16 protein-coding genes and 1 pseudogene are annotated in these 15,445 nt (G+C 40.8%); 13 read left to right on the top strand and 4 right to left on the bottom strand.

Annotated elements, in window-relative coordinates; translation table 11 throughout:
- The 10 genes from lspA (at nt 1) to AABI99_RS07795 (ending at nt 9,452) form a co-directional block, all read left to right on the top strand.
- Entirely contained in the window at nt 1-501 is a 501-nt protein-coding gene (lspA, locus tag AABI99_RS07840) for a signal peptidase II (RefSeq protein ID WP_338365089.1), read from the top strand.
- Complete coding sequence (fkpB, locus tag AABI99_RS07835) at nt 498-938, top strand: FKBP-type peptidyl-prolyl cis-trans isomerase (protein WP_338365088.1); 441 nt, start codon at nt 498-500, stop codon at nt 936-938. Before lspA ends, fkpB begins: the two co-directional genes overlap by 4 nt.
- A complete protein-coding gene (gene ispH, locus AABI99_RS07830) occupies nt 938-1,867 on the top strand; it encodes a 4-hydroxy-3-methylbut-2-enyl diphosphate reductase (protein WP_273609770.1) in 930 nt (309 codons plus the stop codon). The genes fkpB and ispH overlap by 1 nt, the downstream gene beginning before the upstream one ends.
- 40 nt (nt 1,868-1,907) lie before the next feature.
- Complete coding sequence (locus AABI99_RS07825; protein ID WP_338365087.1) at nt 1,908-2,942, top strand: histidine kinase; 1,035 nt, start codon at nt 1,908-1,910, stop codon at nt 2,940-2,942.
- A complete protein-coding gene (locus AABI99_RS07820; RefSeq protein ID WP_338365086.1) occupies nt 2,939-3,643 on the top strand; it encodes a LytTR family DNA-binding domain-containing protein in 705 nt (234 codons plus the stop codon). The genes AABI99_RS07825 and AABI99_RS07820 overlap by 4 nt, the downstream gene beginning before the upstream one ends.
- A gap of 107 nt (nt 3,644-3,750) precedes the next feature.
- Nucleotides 3,751-4,311 (top strand): type IV pilus modification protein PilV, encoded by a 561-nt coding sequence (gene pilV / locus AABI99_RS07815; protein WP_338365085.1) that lies wholly within the window; start codon nt 3,751-3,753, stop codon nt 4,309-4,311.
- Between the two features lies 1 nt (nt 4,312).
- Nucleotides 4,313-5,308, top strand: coding sequence for a PilW family protein (locus tag AABI99_RS07810; protein ID WP_338365084.1), 996 nt, complete (start codon nt 4,313-4,315; stop codon nt 5,306-5,308).
- Entirely contained in the window at nt 5,296-5,799 is a 504-nt protein-coding gene (locus AABI99_RS07805; RefSeq protein ID WP_338365083.1) for a pilus assembly protein PilX, read from the top strand. The genes AABI99_RS07810 and AABI99_RS07805 overlap by 13 nt, the downstream gene beginning before the upstream one ends.
- A gap of 2 nt (nt 5,800-5,801) precedes the next feature.
- Nucleotides 5,802-9,020 carry a PilC/PilY family type IV pilus protein gene (locus tag AABI99_RS07800; RefSeq protein ID WP_338365082.1) on the top strand — a complete coding sequence of 1,073 codons (3,219 nt, stop codon included), beginning with the start codon at nt 5,802-5,804 and terminating at the stop codon, nt 9,018-9,020.
- A 9-nt stretch (nt 9,021-9,029) separates the two neighbouring features.
- On the top strand, nt 9,030-9,452 hold the full coding sequence (locus tag AABI99_RS07795) for a type IV pilin protein (RefSeq protein ID WP_338365081.1): 423 nt from the start codon (nt 9,030-9,032) through the stop codon (nt 9,450-9,452).
- Nucleotides 9,453-9,466: 14 nt separating this feature from the next.
- Here the strand turns inward: AABI99_RS07795 and AABI99_RS07790 are convergent, their stop codons facing one another.
- Nucleotides 9,467-9,997 carry a GspH/FimT family pseudopilin gene (locus tag AABI99_RS07790; protein ID WP_338365080.1) on the bottom strand — a complete coding sequence of 177 codons (531 nt, stop codon included), beginning with the start codon at nt 9,995-9,997 and terminating at the stop codon, nt 9,467-9,469.
- A 79-nt stretch (nt 9,998-10,076) separates the two neighbouring features.
- Complete coding sequence (locus tag AABI99_RS07785; RefSeq protein WP_338365079.1) at nt 10,077-10,628, bottom strand: GspH/FimT family pseudopilin; 552 nt, start codon at nt 10,626-10,628, stop codon at nt 10,077-10,079.
- Between the two features lie 187 nt (nt 10,629-10,815).
- Here AABI99_RS07785 and AABI99_RS07780 point away from each other — a divergent pair, with 187 nt between their 5' ends.
- The gene (locus tag AABI99_RS07780; protein ID WP_004588371.1) at nt 10,816-11,154 is read left to right on the top strand and encodes a P-II family nitrogen regulator; all 339 of its coding nucleotides are present in this window, start codon (nt 10,816-10,818) and stop codon (nt 11,152-11,154) included.
- A gap of 108 nt (nt 11,155-11,262) precedes the next feature.
- Here AABI99_RS07780 and AABI99_RS07775 read toward each other — a convergent pair whose 3' ends face one another.
- Complete coding sequence (locus tag AABI99_RS07775) at nt 11,263-11,631, bottom strand: hypothetical protein (protein WP_338365078.1); 369 nt, start codon at nt 11,629-11,631, stop codon at nt 11,263-11,265.
- A gap of 51 nt (nt 11,632-11,682) precedes the next feature.
- Between AABI99_RS07775 and AABI99_RS07770 the strand changes: the two are divergent.
- Nucleotides 11,683-12,225 (top strand): annotated as a pseudogene (locus tag AABI99_RS07770) (GNAT family N-acetyltransferase).
- Between the two features lie 95 nt (nt 12,226-12,320).
- Nucleotides 12,321-13,994: a gamma-glutamyltransferase gene (ggt, locus tag AABI99_RS07765; RefSeq protein ID WP_338365077.1), complete on the top strand. Its 1,674-nt coding sequence runs from the start codon at nt 12,321-12,323 to the stop codon at nt 13,992-13,994.
- Between the two features lie 47 nt (nt 13,995-14,041).
- On the opposite strand, the gene AABI99_RS07760 is transcribed toward ggt, so the two are convergent.
- Nucleotides 14,042-15,244, bottom strand: coding sequence for an aromatic amino acid transport family protein (locus AABI99_RS07760; protein WP_338365076.1), 1,203 nt, complete (start codon nt 15,242-15,244; stop codon nt 14,042-14,044).
- Nucleotides 15,245-15,445 lie beyond the last annotated feature (201 nt).

Genomic DNA, 15,445 nt, shown 5'->3' with positions numbered 1-15,445 from the left:
GTGAGCAAACTAGCCCAAAAAAGTGGTTTAGTGTGGCTTTGGCTAAGTCTATTACTACTTGTAATAGACTTAGCCACTAAAACACTTGTTGTAAATACCATGGCTTATCAAGAGTCGATTAATTTATTGCCTGTTTTTAGTATTACTTACGTACATAACTATGGAGCTGCCTACAGCTTTTTAAGTGAGGCAGGCGGCTGGCAGCGGTGGTTTTTAAGTTTTATTGCCATTGCTATTAGTGCGCTACTAGTGTGGTGGTTAAAGCGTTTACCAGCAACAAATAAAATACTGTGTAGTGCTTATTCACTCGTGCTTGCTGGGGCCATTGGTAATTTATACGACCGTGTTACTTATGGTTATGTTATTGACTTTTTGCACGTGTTTTATAAAAACTCGCATTTTCCAGTATTTAATATTGCCGACTGTGCAATTTGTATTGGGGCAGCACTATTATTATTTGATGCCTTTACAGGCGAAAGTCCGAAGGAGCATAAAGCATGAGCCAAGCTGTAATTGGTGAAAATTCACAAGTTATTTTTCACTTTTCTATTAAACTAGAAGATGGCTCTGCCGCAGACTCTACAAAGGTTCATAACAAACCTGCAAAGTTAACAATGGGTGATGGCAGCCTAACGGCTAACTTTGAGAAGTGCTTACTAGGTTTAAGTGCAGGCGAAAGCAAAACGTTTGAGCTTGAGCCAGAAGATGCGTTTGGGCAACCTAATCCAGATAACATCTATTATGTTGAGCGTAGCAAGTTTGGTGCAGAAACACCGGCTAAAGTTGGGGCTATTATTGCCTTTACTCAGCCTGATGGCACTGAGCTACCAGGACTTGTACGCGAAGTACAAGGTGAGTCGGTAACAATCGATTTTAACCATCCGCTAGCAGGACAGCGCTTAACATTTGAAGTTGATATTATTGAGGTGCAGGGCTAATGGATATTTTATTAGCGAATCCACGTGGTTTTTGTGCAGGGGTAGATCGTGCAATTAGCATTGTAGAGCGTGCGTTAGATATTTTTGAAAAGCCAATTTACGTACGTCACGAGGTTGTACATAACCGCTATGTGGTAGATGGTTTAAAAAACCGAGGTGCCGTATTTGTTGAAGAGCTAGACCAGGTGCCTGACGATAGCATCGTTATTTTTAGTGCGCATGGTGTATCGCAAGCAGTTCGCTCTGAAGCGAAGCGTCGTGACTTAAAAGTGTTTGACGCAACATGCCCACTTGTTACTAAAGTACACATGGAAGTAACGCGCGCAAGCCGTAAAGGTATTGAGTGTATTTTAATTGGTCATCATGGTCACCCAGAAGTAGAGGGGACTATGGGCCAGTACGATAATAACGACGGCGGTATTTACCTTGTAGAAACCGCAGAAGATGTTGCCAAACTTAACGTTAAAAATGCTGATAACCTATTTTATTGTAGCCAAACCACGCTTTCGGTAGATGACACTGCAGATGTCATTGATGCATTGCGCGAGAAGTTCCCAGCTATTGATGGCCCGCGTAAAGATGATATTTGTTATGCCACACAAAACCGTCAGGATGCTGTGCGCGACTTAGCAGATAAAGTAGATGTGCTATTAGTTGTGGGGGCAAAAAACAGCTCTAACTCTAACCGTTTACGTGAACTTGCAGATAAAATGGGCACTACGGCTTATTTAATTGATGATGCGACTGACGTGCAAGAGCAATGGGTTTGTGAGTCTAAGTCTGTTGGTGTTACGGCTGGTGCTTCTGCGCCAGAAGTGCTTGTACAACAAGTTATTGCACGTTTAAAAGAGCTAGGTGGCAAGCAGGTGGTAGAAAACCCAGGTGAAGAAGAGAATATCGTATTTGCCGTTCCTGTTGAGCTGCGTTAATCTATATAAATTAATTATTTAGGTTACAAGGAGAGCCGTTATGAGCAAGTTGCCGCAAGGTGAAGCATTGCTTTTTTCGGCTCTTTTTAATGAGCGAGGGGTACTTGCCTCGCTTATTGTTACTCAAGTTGTTGCTACCATCTTAGCGTTCGCTCCTTTTGTTGAAGGGGACAGCTGGCAAAGCCTTGGCGTAATTAGTTTATTTTCTCATATGACCGTTTTGGTTAGTATTTCTGCTTTATACTCTTTTCGGCGTGTTTTGCAAAAAAAGTCGCAAACCACCCAGCTTTTTGCTTTTTTTATTTCCTTTTTAGTCAGTACCGCTTTATTTAGTGTGCTGTGTGCCCGCTACTTTTTAGATATTACAAATAATGAAGCAAATATATATTTTGTATTACGAAACTGCTTAATTGTTTTTTTGATTACGGCTTTATTTGTACAGTTTTTACTGATTTATTTCGAAAAAGAGCAGCAAACAACAGCGCTCTCTCGCGCGGAGCTTGATGCTTTGCAAGCCAGAATTCGCCCCCACTTTTTATACAATAGCCTTAATACTGCTGCCGAGCTAACACACCACGATGCCGATGCTGCAGAGCAAGCAATTCTTGCGCTTGCAGCGTTATCGCAAGCAGCTATGCGCTCGGGGCAGCGCGTTTCACTTAAAGATGAGCTGACCTTATCAAAACAATATGTTGAGCTTGAAACATGGCGTTTTGGCAACCGCTTAAAAGTTAACTGGCATGTACCTACTGATTTACCCGATCTTGATATTCCGTGCTTAACCCTTCAGCCGTTAATAGAAAATGCGGTATGCCATGGTGTAGAGCCCAGTGAAACAGGGGCCGTTATTAGTGTTGAGTTACATGTAACAACAGGGTATTTAACCTTGATTGTTTCTAACCCAATTACTCACAATGAAGCGTTAAAAAGACCAAATAACGGTATGGCTCTCGAAAATATTCGCCAAAGATTATTTATCTATTACAAAGAAAAAGCACAACTAACGATCACACAAAAAGAGGATGTATTTAGAGTAAAAGTGGTGATCCCTAAGCAGTTTAAGAGCCCCCAATGAATGTTGTAATTATTGATGATGAACCGCTAGCTCGCGTTAGAATAAAGCGGCTACTGCAACACAATGAGCATATTTTAGTTACAGGCGAAGGTGATAACGGCGCGCAGGGGCTTGCTATTATTAAGCAGGTTCAACCCGATTTGGTGTTTTTAGATATAGATATGCCTGGCATCAATGGTTTAGAGGTCGCACAGCAATTAAATACGCTGAATGTGCCACCGGCAATAATTTTTGTAACCGCTTACCCCGAGCATGCACTTGATGCATTGCAGCTCAGTGCTGCTGGCTATTTAGTAAAGCCAGTTACTGAACAGGCATTAAATAAAGTGTTAGGGCAAGTAGGGCGTTTAAATAAAGTGCATATGCAAAAGCAGCAACCTACAAAAATTAGTTATCAGCTGGGTGGCACCATAAAAAGTATTGAACTTGAGCGCGTGTTTTATTTTAATGCCCAAGAAAAATACACCAATATGGTGTTTGAAGGGGGCGAGGCCCTGATTGAGCAAAGTTTAAAACAGCTTGAGCAAACATACCCAACACAACTATTACGTATTCACAGAAACACGCTCATAAACAAACAAAAGCTTGTTGCCTTACATACCCCAAGCTCAGGTGTTCATTGTGTAGAAGTAGCTGGGTGTAAAGAGCAATTAAACGTGAGTCGGCGGGAGCTTAAAGCAGTAAAAAATATTCTACAGTAAACTTGTTTACCGTTTATCAACAAATTTAACCGCTTGTCATAGTAGTTATTGCTTCACAATATTTAATGCATAAACTTATAGTCAGATACATTTTATTTGGTTTTACTATGCATTCACCCCTCAAAAAAATTCAAAAGGGCTTTACCTTAATTGAAGTACTTATTGCGTTTATTATTTTAAGCTTTGGCTTATTAGGTGCTGTTGCATTGCAAGCAAAAGCCAAACAGGCAAGCTTTGACTCTATGCAGCGCGCTGCCGCAGTCGCATTAGGAAATGATATTATTCAGCGCATTAGAGCAAATGATACCCCGCAGCTTGTTACTTTATATACGCAAACTTTTACAAGTAAAACATCAACATCTACCTCTACGACTTGTTTTAGTGGGTCATGTACAGCAGCGCAAGTAGCCGCCCTTGATTTACAGCAATGGAAACGCGCTATTCGTGCGCGCGAAAACACAGGCTCTTTGGATGATGCCACTGTATGTATAAACCCTACTGTCGCAGCAGGTACGGGGGGGCGTGGGTTCAATATTGAAGTTATAGTGTCTTGGCAAGGCCGCCAAGAGTTTAATGCTAATGATGAGACTAAGGCACTTAAATGTGGTTCTGATGACAAAAAGCGTCGCTTAGTTGCATTAAACAGTTACATATACCTAAGGAGCTAACATGAGAGAAAGAGGTTTTACACTAATAGAAATGATGATTTCGTTATTTATTGGTGGGCTTATTTTAGGTGGGGTGATGTTTACCTATATTGGTATGAAAGTAACCACAAAAGACACAATGACCATAGGCGAGATACAAGAGTCTGGCCGCTTAGCCATTAACATAATGCAGCGTGACATTGAGCAAGTGGGCTTTTGGGGCACATACTACGATGATTCATTTACTGCAGCAAACACACAAACGTTAGCTAACCCCGGGGCAGATTGCTTTGAAGGACTTAATAATGGCAGCTTTCCAGATTTAGCATCCGCTAGTAATTTCAGAACAATTTATGCAAAAGAAGCCAGTTCAACAAGCGAGCTTAACTGTATAAGTAAGCCAATAGCAGGCACTGATATTTTACAAATTAAGTTTTTACAAGGTGAGCAGCTCACTGTAAATGGCACTACGAACGAAACACAAGCAGGTGAAAACTATTTCATAGCTGAGCAAGAAAACGCTGAGTTTACTCGAGGCGTTGTAGGTGCAGGTAGTTTAAATGTTAATGCCACAGTGTGGCCTTATAGCCACCATGTTTATTACCTCGCAGAGCAAACTTATACAGTGAACAATAAAAGCCTTAAAGTACCAGCATTAATGCGCAAACGCTTAAATGGCGCCAATATGAAAGCCGAAACCATTATGGAGGGCGTTGAAAACATGCGCTTTGTATTTGGTTTAGATACAGATAGTGATAGCCGTGTTGATTCGTACCGAAGTATTGACGACATGCAGCACTCTGATTGGGAGAACCGCAAAAGCATCTTAACAGTGCAAGTTTTTTTACTAATCAGAGCATTGCAGCCAGACCCAGGCCTTAAAATAAAAAATCAAACATATACCTTAGGTGAAGATGAAGACGCTAGAGAGCTTACTTTTAACGACTCTTACAGAAGAACAGTATTTACCACCACCATTCGTTTAAATAACGTGGGAGCAAACTTATGGCGTATCTAAGTAAACACGCGAGCAAACAACAAGGGGTGGTGCTTATTACAGCCCTGATTATGGTAATCGCTGTAACGGGGATTGCCGTTACGTTAATGAGCAGTAGTAGCGTTGATATAAAAATTACCAATGCAGCCCAAGAGCGTGAAGTGGCTGAAAATGAGCTTATTGGTGAAGTACAGCGCATGATCTCTGATGAAGCAAGTAAAGGTGCTGCTAATCAGTTTTTTTTAACACCAGATGAAGTATCAAGCCATGCAGGCGCAGACAGTGAAGGAATGGTCATCGCTACGCACGGCGACATGCAAAGCAAAATGGTAAACCTAAATAAGGGGGCGCTTGATTTAGAATGCCCACGCCGATTTAATTTTACTGCGGGTATATCGTGCAACATGCTGCAAGTTTCTACCACTATCAAATATGGCTCTAAAGCAAAACACGAACTTACAATTGTAACCGGTGTTGCTCAAGAAATGGCCAGTATAAGTAAGGGGATTTAAAGATGAAAATGAATAAAATTCTCGCCTCTTTAATTGGCATCACCTTAAGCAGTTATGTTGTTGCCGAAGATATAGAGCTGTATGTAAACCACGATGTAGATGTGGAAGAAAAACCAAGGGTTTTACTTATATTTGATACCTCAGGCAGTATGGCGTTTTCATCTACAAATGGTAATAGTTGTGGTTATAGTAGCCAAACAGGTTACTACTTGTGTGCGGATAGTCGTCTTGCGGCAGCGCAATATGCCATGACGAAAGTAGTATCAGATAACGAAGACTCTATTGATTTTGGCCTAATGCGCTTTGAAAGAAATTCAGCTGGTGGGTATGTTGTAAATGGTGTTGGTAGTGATTCATCCATAGTGCGTAGCTCTATTGCTGGTTTACCAGCAGATGGGGGGACGCCACTCACGGAGACACTTTGGGAAGCATATTTGTATATTACTGGGCAGAAGGTTCAATATGGAAAGGGCGTTACTACTGCAGAGCGTGATACAAATGTAGAGTTACGTACAGGTAGCCAATGGACAGATGTCGAGTGTGGTTGGGTTTGGAATCGCCGTCGAGGTTGGCAGTACGAGTGTGAAAATATAGTGAGAGACAATTACGAGTATACTTATATATCACCCTTTGCAGACAGTGAAGCGGAAGCGGCTCGTTGCGATAATTCAATCAACATTATTTACATGACCGATGGTGATCCATCTAATGATAACGGCAGCGATAGTGATATTAGTGATGAACACAAAAAGTACTTTGGAGAGCCATTAGACTGGAGCACCGATAGCTACTACAGTAACTACTTACACCAATTGGCTAAAATTATTCATGGTACCAGTGATGTTACAGTCGATTTATATCCTGCCACTGCGGATATTCACGAAACAGGCCGTTTATACACTATAGGCTTTGGCTCCGGTATGAGTGACGAAGGGCAAGAATTATTAAGACGTGCAGCCTCATTAGGTGGTGGTGAAAACTTACCAGCAAGCACGCCTGATGAGCTCTCTAACTCATTAAATAGTGCAATTTCTCGCATTCGTGAAGTTAACGATAGCTTTTCATCGCCTTCGGTAGCAAGTAACAACGTAGACCAAACACGCAGTCGCGATGCTATTTACTTCGCTATGTTTTACCCAGAAACAAATACTCGTTGGGGCGGTAATTTAAAAAAATTAAAAGTATCTGGCAGTGAAATAGTCGACTCAGTTGGCAATATCGCGCTTGACTCTGATGGTTTAATCGATACTGATGCTAAAACATTTTGGTTGCCAGATGGCCAATCTGCCGATGGTAACTTAGTCGCACAAGGGGGAGTAAATTATCATTTGTCTTCATTAACAGGCTCACCTGCTGAAGACAGGCGTAATCTTTATACCGATAAACAAGGCGACATGGTTGAGTTTACAACCAGTATTGTGAGCGATATCTTAGATTTAGTCACCAACAACCCAATTAGCCTAGCCAGCTCTGATATTAAATGGGCTATGGGCATTGATGTTGATGATGAAGATAACGATGGCTCTAATACCGATCAACGCAGTGATATTTTTGGTGACCCTTTACACTCTAAGCCCGTAGCAATCGACTATGGTAATGATGACATACGTATATTAATTGGTACTAACGCCGGCTTTTTACATATGTTTAAAGACGATGATACTAATAATCAAGTAACCGAAAGTTGGGCATTCATTCCCTCCGAACTTTACGATATTATTCAGCCTTTACGCAATAAAGACACCGGTAAACTCTATGGTATGGACGGCCCGATCAGTGTTTACTTTAGTGATAAAAGCTTAAATGACGAAGGCATTAACGATGGCATTGTTGATGCGAGTGATGGTGATGACGTGTGGGCGTTTGCAGGTATGCGCCGTGGTGGGAAAAACTATTATGCCTTTGATATTACTAACCCGGATCAGCCAAAAGAATTATGGGATAATCCTATAGAGGGCGGTAAAGGCGATTTTAAAGAGCTTGCTCAAACGTGGTCAAAGCCCCAAATAGCGTATATAAAAGCATTTGGAGATAAACCATTACTTGTTTTTGGAGCAGGGTACGACACCAACAAAGATGCGGTTATAAGAAGTGAAGATTCAGTTGGTCGTGGTATTTATATTGTAGAAGCCGAAACAGGCAAAAAAGTGTGGGCTTTAACACCAAGCGAAAATGGATTTAAAGGTAAACACTCAATCGCAGCAAATGTATCTACGCTTGATTCGGATTACGATGGTTACATTGACAGAATTTATGCTGCCGATACCGGGGGCGATATTTGGCGTATAGACATGCCAGGCACAAGCACCAATAATTTCACGCACTTTAAACTTGCTGAACTAGGTAGCAGTTTAGCAAGCCAAGACCGTAGATTTTTTTACCAGCCAATGGTGGCACGTACACTTTATAGTAAAGTAAGCGAAACAACCGTTAATGGCGAAACAGTGATTACACGCTTAGATACACCGTATGATGCGATTGTAATAGGCAGCGGAAATCGCTCCAAACCAACAGGTACCAATGAAGACGATCAGCTGTTTATGATAAGAGACGAAAACACTGTAACTCAGTCATTCACGAGTGCCCCCGCAGCGATAAAACCAGCAGATTTAATGCTAATGAACAGCGACCCATTTGGTAATGCACTGGATGATGTAGATGAGTTTGTTGATTTAGAAGTTGATTTAGCTAAATTTAAAGGCTGGCGTTATGAGCTAGGCACCGGCGAAAAGTCTTTAGCAGCAGCTACAGTGGTTGGCGGAGTCGCTTATTATACAAGCTTTACTCCATCATCAGAAACATCTACAGAGAACCAATGTTCGTTGAGTGGCGGTGGCGGCTCATTGTATGCGTTTCATTTACATTATGGCACCAAAGTATATGACGACTTAAAATTTACCACCAGCTATGATGTGCCAGATACTCCACAGCTGTATTTTGGTGAAGGTCCATCTTGCGCGGATAGTAATAGCGACGGCAAGTGTGATGATAACCCAACCATTGAAGTGACCGAAGAAAGTCAGTTTTATCTAATTGGACCAGGAATAAAAGGCGAAAACGCACAAAACCCAATGAAGCCAGTAGAAATTATGGGTCCAGGTTTAACGGTTGTAGATGGTACCGTACAATTAGTGAATGACAACGATAGCGTAGGGTTTGGTTTTAAAACGCAACAAACCTATATTTATAAACGTGAGGAAAATGATGAAATTGAAGATTAAGGAATATAAATGAACAAACGAGTACGCGGATTCACGTTAATAGAGCTAATGATAGCCGTTGCGATTGTGGGTATTTTAGCCTCAATAGCACTGCCTAATTATACTGAGTACGTAAAGCGCTCCTCTCGTGCCGAGGCCGCAGCGGCGCTTTTAGATGCTGCAAATAAACAAGAGCAGTACTTTGTAGATAATCGTGAGTACACAGAGACATTTTCTGACTTAGGCATACAAGATACGACAGAAAATGGTCATTTTAAGCTGTCGATTGATGTGGATGATGACGACAACACGTTCACAATTACTGCAAAACCTATTGCGGGTGCAGTAAAAGGGGATACTGACTGTAAGCAAATTACAATTACAGATACCGGTTACAAAGGCGCAAAAGGTACAAAAGGTAACTCAGACGTTGAGTACTGTTGGGGACGTTAACTTAGTCTGGTTTACTAGTCGCTCTGACATTTGTCGGTTGATTTAATTCGTATACGCCCTGTTTGGCTAACAGATAAAGCCAGCCCCTCAAGGTTGGCTTTATCTTTATTGGGGCAATATATAAATGTTCCATTTTGAAAACCATTTAAAGAACCATCAGGCCTAAAGGTAATTGCACTTCGGGGGTACTGGATAGAATCTGCATCATGGATTTTTTCAAAAGTGCTTATTAATAGGTCGTCGGGATCTAACGAGGTCGATTTATTGTTATCAATAAATAGCGACATTTGCCCATCCCACTCATCTTTAGTGCATTGATTATTTTTTAAAGCACACAAAGTTACGTAGGTTCCATTCTCAATGGCGTAAAGGCGCCCATAGTTAATGTTTCGGTGTAGTAAATTTACATGATTATCGGCACGGTTTTTCGCTAAAAAGTCAGGAAAAACCGAGAGCGAGATTTGGCTAATAATGCTAAGGACAGCAATAGATATCATTAATTCTATGAGAGTATAGCCGGAATGTTTAAGTGTATAAAACCTCATCCCTGAAGCCCTGAGTCAAAAAATGTATTAGCTCAGTGTAGTAAATGATAGAAATATGACAATATAAATTGTGTATTTTTTAACCGCATTTTTTGGTTGTATCGCCAGTATAAAAAGCTGTTCCTGATTGAGATAAAGTAAGCGCTTTGTTATTTTCAGTACCACCATTAGGGCAAAAAACAAAGTCGCCAGGATTGGTGGTAATACGCCCACTGGTATTAAAACGTAAGCGGCGTTCATTCCCTGTAAAAGTTAATTTATCATTATCGGAAATTTCTTCCATTGCACGTAAAAGCGTATCTGTTGCCTTGTTAAAATTGCCATCGTTATCTATATCAATAAACACAGTAATTATTTTATTTTCGTCCCATACTTTTTGGCAGTTGAATGTATCTTTATTATTTTTAATCCTACCTTGGCCTGTAGGGCATACAACAACTATTTCGTCGGTACTAGCAGCTTGTGAGCGAGCAAAGCTAATATTACGCTTTAGTTCAAGTAGAAAGCTCTCAGCACGGTTTTCCTCAAGCATATCGCTACTGTCCCAAAGTGCTATTGAGGCAATTATACCCAGTATCGCCACTGCAACCATGAGCTCTAATAAAGTTAAACCGGTTTGGAGTTTTTTCATATTATTTATACCTACTACATTTACTACATTTGTTATTGTTATAGCCAGTTGAGAATATTTACACAATGGACTTGTAAGTAATTATACCATGCTTGGTTGTTTTATCATCGAATTCAATTGCTTTGTTTGCTATGAACTCCATGATTGTCTAAAATCGAGGCAACTAAAGCTTTAATAAGTAGTGAGCATGAAAAAAATAGAAGCAATCATCAAACCGTTTAAATTAGACGACGTCCGCGAAGCCTTATCAGATGTAGGTATTACGGGTATGACTGTAAGTGAAGTAAAAGGCTTTGGCCGTCAAAAAGGGCATACCGAGCTTTATCGCGGCGCTGAATACATGGTAGATTTTTTGCCTAAGGTAAAGCTTGATATTGTACTAACCGATGAAGACGTTGAGCGCGCAATAGAAGTAATAGTAAAAACAGCGCAAACCGGCAAAATTGGTGATGGTAAAATATTTGTCACTGATGTTGAGCGTGTAGTGCGTATACGTACAGCAGAAGAAGACGAAGAAGCAATTTAATTGTATAGCGTAAACCTCTTTGCATATAAAGCTTAAAAGGCTGCAAATAGTTATTTTTGCAGCCTTTTTTGTAAGGTACTAATTTTTAGATAGTAAAACTTCTAAAGCTTATTGCTCTTGAGAATGCGCTTCACGCGCTTCTTCAATTTCTTGTGCAATTTCTTGCGCTTTTTGCTTAGTTTTTTCGGTTAATTCGCCCGCTGCTTCTTTGCTTTTTATCCATGCATCAACGGCAATTTCTTTGCCATCGTCGTACATGTCTAAGCCCATCGCTTTACTTTGCTCAAGTAACTCATTTAACGACTCATCGTTTTTAAGCTCGTTGGCTTTATCTTTTACATCGTTCCATGTATCACCAAGCTGCTCTTGCATTTGTGCGCTTTTATCTTTTGCATCTTCTTGAGCTTGTTGAGCGTCTTCACAGCCCGTAAGAGTAATTAAAGTGCCTAATAATGCTAAACCTGCTAATTTTTTCATGTGTGGTCTCTCCTTAGAGATAAGTTATTAATTCTTGGAAATAATAAAACAATGAAAATGAACGCACCTGTAACAACACGATTAAATTTTAAATTAATGAATGAGCATGATTGGCCGCTTCTGTACGAGCTCGATCAAGACCCTGCGGTAATGAAATACATAAATCGGGGTTTACCGACTTCATTAGAACAAATTAAAGAAGTCGGCATACCTAGGATGCGTGCTTACACAAATGAAAGTAAAGGGTGGGGACTTTGGAAAATAACTCTCAAAAAAGAGGGCTCTTTTATAGGGTGGGTACTTATTAGGCCTATGCACTTTTTTACTCCAACTCCCGATTTTTCAAATATTGAGATAGGGTGGCGCTTTAAGCAATCTAGTTGGGGACAAGGTTATGCAACAGAGGCAGCTAGTGCATTATGTAACGAATTAAAAATGCAGCCAGAGATAAAAACGCTATCAGCAATGGCACTGGCCGATAATAAAGCGTCAATTAGCGTCATGCAATAGCTGGGATTTACCTGGGTTAAAAACTATATACACACTGATGAGCAAGGCGATTTGGATGCCGTTTTATACGCAAAGGCGTTATAGCCTACAAAGAATTACTTGTATAAACATTGACCTAGCATTCTATGATATGCATAAATGAGCCAAGCGCAATTCGAATAATAAAGTAAGGATGTTTTATGGGATTATTTTTTCGACCAAGTCGGCTCATTGTTAAGAGTGTGCTGATTGCACAGTTTTGTATATTTAGCGTGCAGGCAGAGCAAGCAGCTAAAAGTGCAGTGGCCATGCCAGACTCGTTTAGTGCAGATACAGCACAGGCTATTTTAGAGCAAGGTGGCAACGCCGTTGATGCGGCTATTGCCGCGCAATTTGTATTAGCGGTAACGCTTCCAGAAGCTGGAAATATTGGTGGCGGAGGCTTTATGCTGATACAAAAAGAGGGAAAAGGCGACTTTATAGACTATCGCGAAACTGCTCCCCAAGCAGCGCACAGAGATATGTATTTAGATGCCAAGGGCGATGTAATTAAAAATAAGTCAATTTATGGCATTCACGCAAGTGGTGTACCGGGGAGCGTGGCCGGTATGTGGCTGGCTCATCAAAAACACGGCACCTTAAAATGGCAAACATTAGTACAGCCTGCGGTTACTCTAGCAGAGCAAGGCTTCAAAGTGCCGCCCAAATTGGCGCAAGGGGTTGCTAACTATATCACTCATTTAGAAGAACAAAATATAAACGTAAATTTCAAAAATTATTTTAAAGATATAAAAGCAAATCAAATTTTTAAACAGCCGGAGCTGGCCGCTACTTTAAAGCGCATAAGAGATAACGGCCAAGATGGATTTTACAAGGGCGAAACAGCACGCATTATCGCCAAATTTATGCAGAAACACGCAGGGATAATTAATGAGGAAGACCTTGCTAGTTACACTGCTGTGTCGCGTATGCCTATTAAGGCAAACTGGAACGGTTACGAGGTATTAACCTCACCACCACCCAGCTCTGGTGGGATTGCTATTTTACAGTGGCTAAAAATGTTTGAGCTTAAAAAAAGCGAAATGGGACTGGTACATAATTCAACTCAATACATACATTTACTTGCTGAAATAGGCAAACGTGTGTTTGCCGATAGAGCCGAGTATTTAGGCGATCCGGACTTTTTTGACGTACCTGCTACTGAGCTTACTGATATTGATTACTTAAAAGCGCGCAGTAACGATATTTCTTTAACTACCATCTCAAATACCGAAAACATTAAACCAGGCCTTAAAGAAAGTGAACAAACCACGCATTTTTCTATTATTGATAAAATGGGCAATGCAGTGGCCAACACCACAACGATTAACTTAAGCTTTGGGAGCGGCGTTGTGGTTGAAGGTGCCGGTTTTATATTAAATGACGAAATGGATGACTTTAGCGCCAAGCCGGGCGTAATGAACGCATTTGGTGCGCTTGGCGGTAAAGCGAACGAGATTCAACCAAAAAAGCGTATGCTAAGCTCCATGTCGCCCACCATACTGCTTAAAAGCAATAGGGTTAAAATGGTTACAGGCTCGCCTGGGGGCACCACAATTATTAGCTCGGTGTATCAGTCTATTTTAAATGCGGTTGAATTTAATATGAGCGCTGAGGATATTGTTAACAGCACGCGGTTTCATCATCAGTTGTGGCCTAAAAATGTCATCAGAACGCATGCAGGGCTTAGTGAAAACACACAAGCGGAGCTTATAAAAATGGGCTATACGCTTGATAAACGAAACTTTGGTGACTTACAGGTTATTGTAAATAAAAACGGTGAACTACAAGCGGCGTCTCAGGCCACAGGCCGTGGTGAGTCTCGGGTATTTTAACAATTTTAACTAACCCCTTTAAGCTAAAGGGGTTAGCCTTAACTGCATCAACCAATAGCGGGTACTAGTCCTAACATTTGCATAAATTGGGCTAAAATAATTACAACGCCGCACAGCCCAGCAAGGGCTAAACCAACATTACCACTTCGTACTTTGTATCCCGTTTGAGGGCCCGATTTACGCTGCTTATACACCATAGAAACCGGTAAAAATATGGCTAATACCACAAGGGCGATGGCTGCATAGCCTAGCGCCAATATAAACCCTTGCGGGTAAAACAACGCAAACCCTAAAGGAGGAGTAAAGGTAATTAATGCGGTTTTTATTCTTTCTGATTTAGTATCGCCTTTGTTAAATGCATCAGCAAAAAAATCAAACAAACCTAAGCTAACACCTAAAAAAGAGGTGGCCAATGCTAAGTCGGCAAACAGTGTAACAGCGCTTGTCACCTGCGGGTTATGTGCAATACTTGCCACACTTTCTACAAAGCCTGTTAAGCCATTACTATTAAGTAAATCACTTTGCTGCATAATGCCTTGGCTTAGCAGTTGCCAAAAGATATAAATCACTAAAGGTAAAGCAGCCCCTGCAATCATTACCTTACGCAATACTTTTGTTTCTAGCCCCACATACTTAACAATTGACGGAATAGAACCATGAAAACCAAACGAGGTAAAAATAACCGGTAAGGCAGATAAAATCAGCCCTTGCTCAACGGGCATTTCAAGTAAGTGTTTACCTTGTACGTAGGGCGTAAGCATATAAAACAAGCTGCCTAGTACTAAAATTTTAATCGTAAATAACACGCGGTTAAGTTTATCTACCTTACTGGTGCCTAAAGTAACCACACTGCCTATTACAATAGCTAAAACGATAGAGGCAATTTGTGGTGCTATGTTTATGCTCAAATCACTACTAATACGTGACTGCAATTGCGCACCACCACCGGCAATATAGGCTGCGCACAGCGCATAAAATAAAAATACCATCGAAAAGTTAGCAATGTACTGGCCGCGTTTTCCTAGCCACCGTTTTGCTAAGGTGTTTAATGTTGCCTCTCTAGGGGCGTATTGATGCAGCTCTAACGTTAATAAAGCGGTGTACGTCATCAGTAGCCAGCTGGCAATTATGAGCGCTAAAGCAGTATTAAACCCAAGCCCTGCAGAGGCAATTGGCAATGCCAGCATACCTGCGCCTATGGTGGTGCCTGCAACAATTAACATGCTGCCTATTGTTTTATTTTTAAGCACTTAACTTTCCTAAAATGTGTGAGAGGCACTCAAGATATAACTAGTTACTTAAAACATAAATAGTTTTGTAATAATTGCAGGCAAATAATAATGTAACTATCAATTTACAGCTGTATTTAGGTGTTTATATATGTACTGTATGTCACTTTGGAGCGTATAATTTATCTCAATAAGGCTTTTACTTTCTCAGTGCAAAGGAAT

Origin of the sequence: uncultured Pseudoalteromonas sp. (assembly GCF_963922945.1) — a bacterium.
In the GTDB taxonomy this organism is placed as follows: domain Bacteria; phylum Pseudomonadota; class Gammaproteobacteria; order Enterobacterales; family Alteromonadaceae; genus Pseudoalteromonas.
Note: the sequence above shows the minus strand (reverse complement) of the source record. Positions and strands in the feature narration are given on the sequence as shown.